Origin of the sequence: Alkanindiges illinoisensis DSM 15370, from assembly GCF_000619845.1 — a bacterium.
Classification (GTDB): Bacteria; Pseudomonadota; Gammaproteobacteria; order Pseudomonadales; family Moraxellaceae; genus Alkanindiges; species Alkanindiges illinoisensis.
Window position 1 is genome coordinate 114,224 of the sequence record NZ_JHUX01000003.1, and the last position, 12,279, is coordinate 126,502.

At 45.9% G+C, this 12,279-nt stretch carries 11 protein-coding genes; 9 read left to right on the top strand and 2 right to left on the bottom strand.

Annotated features, from left to right (window positions below; all coding sequences use genetic code 11):
- Nucleotides 1–28: 28 nt before the first annotated feature.
- Entirely contained in the window at nt 29–664 is a 636-nt protein-coding gene (locus Q337_RS0100615) for a uracil-DNA glycosylase family protein (RefSeq protein WP_211253587.1), read from the top strand.
- A gap of 438 nt (nt 665–1,102) precedes the next feature.
- The gene (locus Q337_RS16270) at nt 1,103–2,104 is read left to right on the top strand and encodes a DMT family transporter (RefSeq protein WP_084494768.1); all 1,002 of its coding nucleotides are present in this window, start codon (nt 1,103–1,105) and stop codon (nt 2,102–2,104) included.
- 378 nt (nt 2,105–2,482) lie between these two features.
- On the opposite strand, the gene Q337_RS16275 is transcribed toward Q337_RS16270, so the two are convergent.
- On the bottom strand, nt 2,483–3,088 hold the full coding sequence (locus Q337_RS16275) for a PilZ domain-containing protein (protein ID WP_051526456.1): 606 nt from the start codon (nt 3,086–3,088) through the stop codon (nt 2,483–2,485).
- Between the two features lie 21 nt (nt 3,089–3,109).
- Here Q337_RS16275 and Q337_RS0100630 point away from each other — a divergent pair, with 21 nt between their 5' ends.
- The 3 genes from Q337_RS0100630 to Q337_RS0100640 all read left to right on the top strand — a co-directional run bounded on the left by Q337_RS0100630 (nt 3,110) and on the right by Q337_RS0100640 (nt 7,715).
- Nucleotides 3,110–4,345: a lipoprotein-releasing ABC transporter permease subunit gene (locus Q337_RS0100630; RefSeq protein WP_034279135.1), complete on the top strand. Its 1,236-nt coding sequence runs from the start codon at nt 3,110–3,112 to the stop codon at nt 4,343–4,345.
- Nucleotides 4,338–5,063: a lipoprotein-releasing ABC transporter ATP-binding protein LolD gene (gene lolD / locus Q337_RS0100635; RefSeq protein WP_051526457.1), complete on the top strand. Its 726-nt coding sequence runs from the start codon at nt 4,338–4,340 to the stop codon at nt 5,061–5,063. The genes Q337_RS0100630 and lolD overlap by 8 nt, the downstream gene beginning before the upstream one ends.
- Before the next feature lie 99 nt (nt 5,064–5,162).
- Nucleotides 5,163–7,715, top strand: a complete 2,553-nt coding sequence (locus tag Q337_RS0100640; protein WP_228133101.1) for a DNA internalization-related competence protein ComEC/Rec2 — start codon at nt 5,163–5,165, stop codon at nt 7,713–7,715.
- Between the two features lie 4 nt (nt 7,716–7,719).
- On the opposite strand, the gene Q337_RS0100645 is transcribed toward Q337_RS0100640, so the two are convergent.
- Nucleotides 7,720–8,688 carry a lysophospholipid acyltransferase family protein gene (locus Q337_RS0100645; RefSeq protein WP_228133058.1) on the bottom strand — a complete coding sequence of 323 codons (969 nt, stop codon included), beginning with the start codon at nt 8,686–8,688 and terminating at the stop codon, nt 7,720–7,722.
- Nucleotides 8,689–8,973: 285 nt separating this feature from the next.
- Between Q337_RS0100645 and sppA the strand changes: the two genes are divergently transcribed.
- The 4 genes from sppA (at nt 8,974) to Q337_RS0100665 (ending at nt 12,242) form a co-directional block, all read left to right on the top strand.
- Complete coding sequence (sppA, locus tag Q337_RS0100650) at nt 8,974–10,023, top strand: signal peptide peptidase SppA (RefSeq protein ID WP_026469929.1); 1,050 nt, start codon at nt 8,974–8,976, stop codon at nt 10,021–10,023.
- Nucleotides 10,020–10,826: an alpha/beta fold hydrolase gene (locus Q337_RS0100655; protein ID WP_026469930.1), complete on the top strand. Its 807-nt coding sequence runs from the start codon at nt 10,020–10,022 to the stop codon at nt 10,824–10,826. The genes sppA and Q337_RS0100655 overlap by 4 nt, the downstream gene beginning before the upstream one ends.
- Before the next feature lie 77 nt (nt 10,827–10,903).
- Complete coding sequence (locus Q337_RS0100660; RefSeq protein ID WP_051526458.1) at nt 10,904–11,776, top strand: hypothetical protein; 873 nt, start codon at nt 10,904–10,906, stop codon at nt 11,774–11,776.
- Between the two features lie 22 nt (nt 11,777–11,798).
- Entirely contained in the window at nt 11,799–12,242 is a 444-nt protein-coding gene (locus tag Q337_RS0100665; RefSeq protein ID WP_026469932.1) for a hypothetical protein, read from the top strand.
- Nucleotides 12,243–12,279: the final 37 nt, after the last annotated feature.

Sequence of the window (12,279 nt, forward strand, 5' to 3'; positions counted from 1 at the left end):
AGCTGATCTGATCATATATGGATAACCTTTGTCCCAGAACTGTAGTCGTATTTCTACCACTGATATCTCCCAGGTTGAAGGCTTGCTTGAGCAGGTTCGGCACTGTACGCAGTGTGCTGATTTTTTGCCACATGGCACGCGACCAATCTTGCAAGTCAACCCGCAAGCAAAAATTCTGATTGCCTCGCAAGCGCCGGGTCGGAAAGCACATGATAGCGGGATTCCATTTAATGATGCCAGCGGCGACCGCTTGCGCCATTGGCTGGGAATCAGCCGTGAAACCTTTTACGATGCAAGCCAAGTGGCTATTGTGCCAATGGGGTTTTGCTATCCGGGAAAGGGCAAGTCGGGTGATTTGCCACCACGTCTGGAATGTTCTAAAACATGGCATGAGCAGCTATTAAAAGCCTTGCCGAATGTTGAGCTCACCATTTTAATTGGCCAGTATGCGCAGGCCTATCACTTAAAAGCAGCCCATGATTCGCTCACCAAAAATGTGATGAACTGGCGCGAGTTCTGGCCGCATATCATTCCCTTGCCCCATCCAAGCCCGCGTAATATTTTCTGGTTACGGCGCAATCACTGGTTTGAAGCAGAAGTTATTCCGGTATTGCAGCAGCGTGTGCAGCAAGTATTGCATTCAGATAGCAACGAGAACCTTTAACATAAAATTTAAAAACAGGGCCTGATGTGATTTTAACTTTTGGCGTTATTAATAATTTCAAGGTTTTCCAGTGCTTTAAATTTTTTTGAGTTTATCTGGAAATGTCTTGCACCTGTCAAAATTTAAGCGCATGATCAGCGCATGAACTTAGTCAAAGTGGTTTCCGTTGTGTCTCCCATCGTATCACCAAATGTGGTACGACCTGTGGCTGCGCGTATCTGGGCAGCAATTTTGGGAAAATACGAGCGGAAATAAGCTTAAAAATTTCGATTTATAGCCGCTCTTAGAGCGGCTTTTTTTATGGCTGGATTTTCTGGTGTGCTGCTTTTTAGCATTGCTAATGCAAGCGTTAGGCAAATCATCAGGGGTAGTGGCGTTTAAAACAGGAGAATCAATATTATGCATACCGACAAAGTGAGTACCGAAAAACCACCGCAGATGTTGCGGTTACCTGCTGATGCAAACACAACAATAACCGCAGCACAAAACAGTGCGAGCCGCTGGCAGGTAGGTAGCCGCTATATTTTACTGGTGCTGATCTGGTCAAGTACACCACTGGCGGTGGTATGGAGCGTGCAGGACTTGCATCCCATGTGGGCGTTGACCGCGCGTTTTATACTGGCGGCTGCATTAGCCTATGCGATTTGCAGGGTGATCCGTTTGCCATTGCCGCGACATAAACTGGCTTTGCAAAGTTATCTAGCCGGGAGCTTGAGCCTGCTAGGAGCAATGTTACTGACTTATCTGGCAGCGCCGTATCTAGCTTCCGGACTAATTTCCCTGTTGTTTGGCTTTGCACCGCTGGTTGCCGGCCTGATGTCGTTTGTGTGGACCAAGGATCAGCATTTGTTTGCTGAACAATGGCTGGGCATGCTGATTGCCGTACTTGGGCTGGGTTTTATTTGTTTAAGTGGCGAGAGCGCCTTCGTGCAGCCGATTGGGATTGGCCTGATTTTTTTAGCGGTATTGTGCTACGTCGGTTCAATGTTCTGGGTAAAAAGCATACAGGCCAATCTGCATCCACTGGTACAAACGACGGGTTCGCTACTCGTTTCGGCGATTGGTATTGTCTTACTGATACCCTTGTTCTGGCAGCATTTGCCAACACACCTGCCATCTACATTAACCATGATGGCCATTTTATACAGCGTAGTGGTGGCGTCGGTGATTGCAATGTTGTGCTATTTTGATCTGGTGCAGCGGCTTAACCCGTCTACGGTGGCACTCACCACAGTGCTTACGCCGGTGCTGGCGCTGCTATGGGGTGTCTGGTTTAACCATGAGCATATTGGTGCGGGTGTTGTTCAGGGCGTAGTAGTGGTACTACTGGGTCTGATTCTTTATTTTGTGCGCGAATGGATGGCAGGGTTTAAAGCAACCAGGCTAAAGCAGGGCCGTGCCCAGAAAAGTAGTCCAGCAAAACAGTCCAGCACTGGATAAGCCTTAAATTTTTGGATTACGCTTGAATCTGGGTTTGGGTTCAATCTGGTTTAACGCTCAGGCGGTATTGCTGGGCGTTTTTTATTTTATTCTTAACCCGGCCTTACCATTATAAAAAATTTACATTTGCGCTTAAGCTTTTGATTTAAAGTGGCCTCTTTATTAATTTGGCCAAATTAATCTGGCAATAACTATTGAGTGATGCGGCAAGGTAGCCATTAAAGCAGTGCTAATGAAGCATATTTTGATGGGTATGGCAGGAAAGGTAAAAACGCATGATTACTGATTTTTCGGAAAAGAATAAATCAGTAATCATGCTTAAAAACAGGGGTAAATTGCAGGCAGTTTAACTGAAGCTTAGTGTTCAGTAGAAATTTATTAGTAATCATCCATGGTCCTGAACTGATCCAGTTCATTTTCTTCAGTCAGCTTTTGATTGATACTTTCAGCCAGCTTGGCGCGGTCATTAGGATGCAGGCTAATAAAATAAGCACCTGTTCTAAAACCTTCCAGATCTTCATCCTCGCTGTAAACCACCCGTGCTGTTGCTGCCAGATGAAAGGCATTTTCAGGATGGCTTAAGGTCAGGTGAACATGCGAACCGGGTGGAATACGTTCCCGCGCATAAAATGAAAGCCCGCTTTCAGAAATGTTCACCCGCGATGGGCTTGGCAACATGGTTTCAACCATAGCGTCATATAAAGCACCGGTGATAAGATTCAGCTTTTGATTCATCAGTTGAACCACACGTGCAACCGTTGGGCTTTCCTGTTGTAGTGCGATTGCTAACTGGCTTTGGACACTGTCAATCTCATCAAGTTCTGCCAGCAGCAAAAAATAGCGCGGCAGTACAAAGCTGGGATCGTAAGGGTCTTTAAGCGCATCAGTACGGGTAATCAGTTGATAGTTGGTACGTAAGGCAGCATTGATGCGTGACATAAGACGGCGTTCACCTGTGTCTGCTCCCTGCTGTAAATTTTCCATTTTCTTTCCTCGGATGACTATATGTTTAAGCCGATCTCGCTGTTTGTTGGGTTGCGATACACTCGAGCACGGCGGAGCAATCACTTCATTTCTTTTATTGCTTTAGTGTCCATCATTGGCCTAACGCTTGGGGTTGCAGTTTTGATCACTGTTCTGTCCGTGATGAATGGATTTGACCGTGAACTGAAAAACCGCATTTTGGGTATGATACCTCAAGCGACTGTGTCGTCTACAGAAATTTTACCCGAATGGCGACCTTTAGTCGAATTAGCGGATAAACAACAACATGTGGCTGGTTCAGCGCCATTTACCCAGTTGCAGGGCATGTTAACTGCGCAAGGACAGGTTTCCGGCATTCTGGTGAGCGGGATTGATCCAAAGTTTGAGAAAAAGGTATCCATTGTTCAGGATTACATGACTGCCGGGTCACTGGATAACTTAAAAGATGGTGAGTTTGGCATTGTCCTCGGCAAGGGAATGGCCGATGGATTGGGGCTGCGTATCAATGACAAGGTAACACTGGTATTGCCAGAAGCTTCGCCGTCACCGGCAGGGGTGGTGCCACGCTTTAAACGCTTTACTGTGGTTGGGATTTTTAGCATTGGCGCTGATGTGGATTCCATGATTGGCTATATTGCCCTCAATGACGCCGCCAAACTGTTACGTCTGCCAGATGGGGCGCAAGGGGTGCGCATGAAGCTGGATGATATTTTTGCAGCGCCGGAAGTATCAAGCAAACTACTGAACCAGTTGCCGCCCAACTATTATGCAACCAACTGGACAGAAACCCACGGCAACCTGTTTAGCGCCATCCAGATGGAAAAGGCCATGGTTAGCCTGTTGCTGTTTTTAATTGTACTGGTGGCAGCGTTTAATATTGTGTCGTCACTGGTAATGGTGGTGACTGACAAAAAATCCGATATTGCCATTTTACGGACACTGGGCGCATCACCTGCCACCATTACCCGGATTTTCATGGTACAGGGGGTGATCATTGGTGCATTTGGTACGCTGGCGGGTGCGGCATTGGGCATCTTGCTGGCCTTAAGCATTAGCGATGTACTGGGCTGGATTAACAATACCTTTGGCCTGCATTTGTTTGATGCCTACTTTATTAATTATTTGCCATCCTATTTGCGCTGGCAGGATGTCTTGACTGTGGTGTTACTCTCACTGCTGCTCAGCTTTTTGGCCACTATTTATCCGGCACGCCGTGCCGCCCAGATTCAACCGGCAGAGGCGCTACGCTATGAATAATCCGCAACTGCAAAATCAACTACCTCAAAAGCATGCAACCAATGTGGTGTTGTCTGCACAAAGTCTGGGCAAGACTTTTGATGATGGCCGCAATCAGGTTGAGGTGTTGAAGGGCTTGGATTTTTCCATCCATGAAGGCGAGTTTGTGTCAATTATTGGCGCCAGTGGCTCAGGCAAAAGCACCCTGCTGCATATTCTGGGTGGACTGGATTTGCCAACCTCAGGCGAGATTATCCTCAAAGGCCACGCCATGAACCGCTTGAATGAAACCAAGCGCGGTAACCTGCGTAACCAGTATTTAGGCTTCGTTTATCAGTTTCATCACCTGTTGCCTGAGTTTGATGCTATTGAAAACGTTAGCATGCCGCTGTTACTGCGTGAAAACAGTACGGTAGAGCAGGCCCGGCAGCGTGCCACTGATCTATTGACCAAGGTTGGACTCAAGCATCGCTTAACCCATAAACCCGGTGAGCTGTCTGGTGGCGAGCGCCAGCGGGTGGCACTGGCCCGGGCGCTAGTGACTAGTCCGGCAGTGGTGCTGGCTGATGAACCAACAGGTAATCTGGATCGTCGCACGGCGCTGGACATCATGGATTTGCTAAAAGACTTGCGTAGCGAACTGAACATGGCGATGCTCATTGTGACGCATGATGACCAGTTGGCGCATTCGGCAGACCGTATTTTGCACATGCAGGATGGCTTGTGGGTTAATCCTTAAAATCCCTTATAAAACATAAAGCCTTGCTTGCGAATCCAAAGCGTGAGCAAGGCTTTTATATGCAATAAAAAATAAGAAATTTTAGAGTAATAACAAGTGATGATGATATTGCTGGGCTTTATTGCCGGCGTAATAACGATTGGCTATCACAATATTTTTTCTGCATTACTGCCGGTTTCTGGCTGGCTATCAAGCGGCTTTTTATTGCTGCTGATGATAGTGGTGTTGACACGTGTTCCTGTGCGGTATTACCTGATTTTGCATCCTGTGATTGATACCATGAGTAGTCTGGCCTTATTTGGTCTGGCTTTTATATTCGGTACAGGTTATGCGCACTGGCAACTCGATCATGCCTTGCAGCAGCGCTTAAGCGAGCCAGTTGAACAAACTGCACTTGTGCGTGTGGTTGGGATTAGCGATGGCGTAGGCGAAGATTGGCGCCAAGTGGTTGAAACTGTTGCAGTAGAGAATCGGTCACAATCAGGACAACCGTCACAAGAAAGATGGTTGCTGTATGGCGCATTTGACTGGACTAAGCACCAATCGATTGCGCCACCAGACATGCAGCCGGGGCAATTATGGCAGGTTAGGGTCAAATTAAAACCAGCACACAGTAATGCATCACCGGGTGCATTTGATGTGGAAAAGTGGCTGTTGCAGCAGCATATTACTGCCACGGGAACCCTTCAGACAGCGCAGCGATTAACCCCACAGCAACTTCAGCACTTACAATTAAAGCCTGAGTCATTATTACAGCAGCTACAAAATGTGCTACAGCGCGAGCGATTGCGCATTCGCCAGCATTTTATTCAGTGGGATGCTAACCTAAGCCACGCTGCTAAAAATGCTGTTGCTGAAAGCCCTGTAGATGAAAGCCTTGTAGATAAAAATCATGCTGTTAAAAACAATGCGGCCAAAGGCGTACTGTTGGGCCTGCTGACTGGTGATCGTAGCCTGATTGATGCAGACACCACCTTGCTTTACCAACAAATGGGCATTAGTCACCTGCTGGCCATTTCCGGCCCGCATGTCATTTTGGCCGCCTTAATCATCACTTGGTTGCTGCAAAAACTGCTTGATCGTTTCCCGGCATTGTATTTAAAAGCTGAACGCCGCCGCTGGTTATTACCCGTTTTTATGCTGGTGGTGATGCTATACGCAGGCCTTGCCGGGTTTGATATTCCAGCACAGCGCACGGTGCTCATGGTTGGTCTGGCTGCGGGGTTATTATGGTTTCGTCAGCGCTGGAGCCGCACGTGCATTTTACTGATGTCAGCAAGTATTTTACTGTTGCTTGATCCATTGGCAATCTTGTCCGCAGCATTCTGGTTGTCCTTTGGTGCGGTTGCGATTTTACTCAGTATGAGTGTGCCACAACCGGGTCAACATGAAACCAGCGTTTCGCATAGCCAAATAAAACAGCGGCAAATAAAAGTAATGCAGTTTGTGCAATTGCAATGGCGACTGTTTGTATTGCTGTCCCCGCTGGTATTACTGAGCTTTGCGAAAATTTCATGGCTGGCGCCGCTGGTCAATTTGCTGGCTATTCCCTTGTTAAGTGCAGTGGTATTGCCTGTTAATTTACTGGCCTATGCGGTGTCCATGCTGTCACCTGCGCTGGCCGACATGATCTGGCAACTGGCGTTATGGCTGCTTGATATTTTCCATGTCCTATTGCGTTTCTTAGCAACTACTTTTCCAAAAGCCCTGCAACCGTTTTATTTAAGCCCGCTGCAACTGTTGGCATTGTTTGCCATGCTGGTAGTTTTAATATTGCCCAAAGGCCTGCTGCCGCGATGGTGGATGGTGTTTTTAATGATTCCAGCCTGCTATCCGGCGCGGCCTGTGGCTCCTTTGATCGTTCAGGTGCTGGATGTGGGGCAGGGCTTAAGTGTGATATTGAAAACCCGCAAACATGCCATGCTGGTTGATACTGGCGCAAAGCTGGGTCACAGCAGTATGGGAGACAAAGTGGTGATTCCTGCCTTGCAGGCACAGGGCATTCAACGTCTGGACAAGCTGATGCTCACCCATCTGGACAGTGACCATAGCGGTGGTGCGCCAGCCATATTGCAGCAACTAGCCGTTAGCCAGCTCACCAGCAGTGAAACATTTGCGCCGTATCCCACTTATCTATGTGAAGCCGGGCAAAGCTGGCAATGGGATGGCGTACAGTTTCGTGTTCTGTCACCATTACCGGCCCATTTTAGGGCTACCGGGAAAATTACAAACTCAAAAAATGAAAAGTCCTGTGTGCTCATGGTTGAGGTACCAGCACAGGCTGATATTCCGGCACAGCGTGTGCTAATTATGGGAGATGCCGGGCTTTACACTGAGTTTATGCTGCAACGGCAGGCTATACCGCTACAGGCCGATTTATTGATTTTGGGTCATCATGGCAGCCAGCACAGCAGTTCCAGCCCGTTTCTGTCCAGTGTACAACCGCAGCGTGCGGTGGTTTCTGCGGGCTATCTCAACCGTTATGGTCATCCAAAACCAATTGTACTGGCGCGCCTGAATGAGCAAGGTATAGCAGTTGATTCCACCATTGATAGCGGCACACTAACGTATGTGCTGGGTCAGCAGAAATACCTCAAACCCCAGCGCTATCGTGATAAAAATCTATGGTTGCAACGGATTTTTGATCAATGAATCATTAATAATCTTTGTTGATAAACGCCTGTCGTGCGCTGGCAATGGCAAGTGCAATTTGATTTTCTGGCACATAGTAAATATTTTCAAGCTGTGGATTGGCCTTAAAGCGCTTGTAGCTCCAGTGATAATGTTCAGGATGGCGCCGGATCAATTGTTCAATGCTATGGTTTAGGGTATCTACAGATTGCTGTAAATCCGGACTGCTAATCTTCTGGTCTATCGGCTCAATCATGATGGAAAAACCACCCTGTTCCGGTAGGCGAATACAGGACAGTTGCAACACATGGCAGCGGGTTTTTTGTGCCAGCCGCGAGACCAGTGTACTGGTCAATACCGGACAGCCAAAAAAGGATGAATAAATTCCGCCAGTGGTTTCAGGCGTGTGATCAGGCAAAATGGCAGTGACGCCCCCTTGCTTGAGTGCTCGAAAAATCTGTCGTACCCCACTTTCATCGGTAGGCACCAGCGTGGCACGTAGCCGACTGCGTGCTGTAAGGACAAACTGGTCCAATGCCTGATTCTGGCTGGGTTTATACATGATCACTATATCGGTGAACTGATTTAGCCAGGCATTCATGATTTCCCAACTGCCAAAATGCGGCACCACCAGAATTAGCCCCTGTTTGCTGACAATGGCATCCATCAGTAATTGTTGACCTTGTACCTGATGAATATGATCAATACTAAATTGCGGTGGACTGCCCCAGATTTTGACAAACTCCAGCATGGACTGGAATTGGGCCTGAACTGATTTTTTTGCCAGTTGATGACGCTGTTCCGGCTCTAATTCAGGAAATGCAATCTGCAGGTTACGGCTGACGGTTTTAAGTGCTTTCGCTGATGGCATAGTGATAATCAGCGTTGCCACCAGACGGGCCAACCATTGCAGCAGCCTTAGCGGTAACTTGCTAAATATTGCCAGTGTGCGACTCAAGCCAGAAACAGCCGGGGGATGATCCTGAATCATCATATGTTGAGATTAACCATATTTTAAGGTAAGAGTAAGCTGCTATTGTAGACACTCTTGGCCAAAACCTTCAGCAAAAGTTTTAACGCTTTTGCTGTTGAAACAAAGCAATTTGCTCCCTAGGATTAATGCGCTATGATTTGGCACAGAGATACTGGCAAAACTGGCTGGCCCTAAACCTTTGGCGAAGCTGGTTTCCAAAAAAGATCTGTCCGTTTTTTAAAAGCAAAATAGCACCGGTCAACAGTTCGCAACTTTTGCATAAAACCATTTTATAAGGTTATTTTCATGTCCGATTGGCCACCAAAACCAGATTCTTCCCATACCCCACCTCCACAAGACCCACGCTCACCAGATCATCATTCCGCAGTAACCCAGGGCGACGCCTTGCAGGTTCTGGAAAAAGCGGTACTGGCATCGGTTCAGGAACAGCGTCGTGCCCGCCGCTGGAGCATTTTTTTCAAACTGCTGGCGTTTGGCTATATCTTGTTGCTGTTCATCATCATGGGACGCGGTTGCAGCATGCATGAAGGTGGGGCAGTGTCTGTTGGCAGTACTTCACCGCATCTGGCCGTGGTTGATATTGATGGCACCATTGGTTCCGGTTCCAACGATGTGAACAGTGAGGATGTTTCCGAAGCACTGGAAAAGGCATTTGAAGCCAGTGGTAGCAAGGCTATTGCATTAAAAATCAACTCGCCCGGTGGTTCACCTGTTCAATCCGATGAAATCTGGCAGGAAATCAAACGACTGCGTGCTGAACACAAAGACAAGAAAGTGTATGCCGTGATTGGCGATATGGGTGCTTCCGGTGCCTATTATATTGCGTCTGCTGCCGATGAGATTTATGTGAATCCATCCAGTCTGGTGGGTTCTATTGGGGTGATTATGCCCAACTATGGCGTGTCGGAACTGGCGCGCAAGATTGGGGTGGAAGACCGCACCATGACAGCCGGAGCGCATAAGGCCATTTTAAGCCCAACTCAGCCAGTAAACCCTGAGGAGCGGGCACATATCCAGAACCTGCTCAATAATGTACATGGTCATTTTATTGCAGCGGTAAAAGCAGGCCGTGGTAAGCGCTTAAAAGAAAATCCGGATATGTTTAGTGGTTTGTTCTGGACGGGTGAGCAGGCCATTGCTTTGGGTCTGGCTGATCATAACGGCAGTGTCAGTTCGCTGGCTCGTGAATTAAAACTGGATAAAACCGTTGAGTACACGCTGCCTGCCAATCCACTGGAAAGCCTGCTGGGACGCATGGGTACTTCAATTGGACAAGGAATTGGAATGTCTGTTCAGCAACGGCTAGAAAGCCAGCAAACTGCGGAGCTTCGATGAAACCCCTGATTCACTTTGCCCATGCCAATGGGATTCCTTCAAAGGTATATAGCAAGTTTTTTGACGCCCTGGCTGATGAATACGATGTGGTGTTTCTGCCGGAAATTGGGACTGATCCCAAGTATCCCATTTCCAATCACTGGACGCATCTGGTGACACAGGTGATTGACAGTATTGAACGGCAGGCGCAAGGCAGACCTGTAATTGCCATGGGCCATTCACTGGGTGGGCTGCTGAGTTTTATGGCAGCCTATCGTCGTCCTGAGCTTTTTCAGCAACTGATTATGCTGGACCCGCCACTGATTAATGGTTTTCCGTCATTTGGCATTCATCTGGCCAAGCTGTTTAACCAGAAGTATGTGGACAAACTCACGCCTGCCGGAATTTCCATTAATCGCCGTGATAATTGGGAAAGCCGTGAAGAAGCCGCGACTAAACTCAAGTCACGCGGATTTTTTGCCAACTTTGATCCACAGTGTTTTGATGATTATATCCGTTATGGCCTGACCGATGATCCGATCCGGGGCGGTGTAACCCTAAGCATTCCCAAAATGGCAGAAGTAGAAATTTTCCGTACCAATCCATCGCTATTCTGGTTTAAGCCGCGCAAGGCGCCCAAAATACCCGTTAAGCTGGTAGTTGGGCAGAGCAGCCAGTTTTTACAGCGGGGTTTCCCGCAACGCGTAAAACGTCTGCTGGGTATTGAATATATCATTACCGAAGGCGGCCACATGTTTCCGCTGGAACATCCGGAGCAGGTGGCACGTTTGGTCAAGCAGTTGATTGTCGAGCAGCAAAAGTAAGTTGAATCACTGGTTGATTTAGTGCTGGGTAATATACTCAGCCTATCTTTCTTATCTAAATAACCTTTGTAAAAAAATTGATAGATTACAATTCTGAGTTGAATTTAACATCTAGTGAAATTATCAGCACACATGTTGAAGACTACAAAACGCGTGAAAATGCTGGTATGAACATGATTTTGCAGATGCGAAAGACAGGAATGTTAGATGCATTATCAGGAAAGCGGCATCTTTTGGGAGACGATATTAATAGTATAGGAATTACCTATGCTCAAAAATCTTTTCAATTAATTGAGAATAGCAATATAAATGTAGAAGCTTTATATTTTCTTAATTTATCCTTAATGTATAGTGAGGTTGGTTTAGGGGTTAAGCTCGAAGATTTTAAAAAGAATCAATTAAATGGTCTGAAGGTTCACAGATTTAAAAAGTATTTTTCAGAATTTGCCTGTTTGTTATTATGGGCGATTTTAATGGACAATCGAAATCTGGCTATAAAACTAAAAAATAACTTGGAATTTTGCTTGAGTCAGAAAGCAATACTAAAAAGCTTTCCACTGGATTTTGAATATTTTAGTTTATGGTTATTTTATCGATGGCAGGGTTCTAACACAGAAACTGGTCTATTTATAAAGGGGTTCTTTAAAGACCTTATGGATCAGTGGTACGCGCCAGCAATAGAACTTGAAAATATTATTCGCAAAATTTGTGACTATCATTGCTTGGAAACTGTTGATAATGATAGTCGTAAATTTCCACCAAAATTTTTAAATCCACCTCTTACTTTATTACCATTAGAGATCCATGTTATCAATAAACTACGACTGGTTGAAGGCCTTGAGGAAATTAATGCCAATCATCCATTGATGAATACTAATATCGCAAAAATCAGGGATTTTCAAATTATTGAAGATGATTTATTGGAACAGATAGAAATTAGCCTTTTCTGATCAAAGAGTTCTAGGTATTTATATGAATATAGATTATGAGAGTATTTCACAATCGGCATTTGATAAGTTGCATTTATGGCTAAATGCTGTTGCGAGTGAAGAGAGCTATCATCGTTGGGTAAAAGATGGAAGAATTCGTATAGTTGATATTTGGGATGTTTTTACCAAAGTTCCATTCATGTATGTTTTTGATTGGAAGGACACTATTGAAGATTGTATTGCTGAAATTCAGGCAGAAATGCCAACCTTTGCCATATTAAATGATATTGATCTGAAAAATTTAAGCTTTAATGATTTAGAGGGAATTCTTTCAAATTACAATCAGAAGCAAAATGAACAGAGCGTATTAATTTTTGGTAAATCATGGCATGACAGTGATGGGGTCATGCTTATTATAGTAAATACTGAAATAGCAGAAAAAATAGTAAATAATGATGAATTAGCATCACTATTTACTATAATTTAAATATATATAGCGGTTTGCCAAATATACCTTTAGGGGA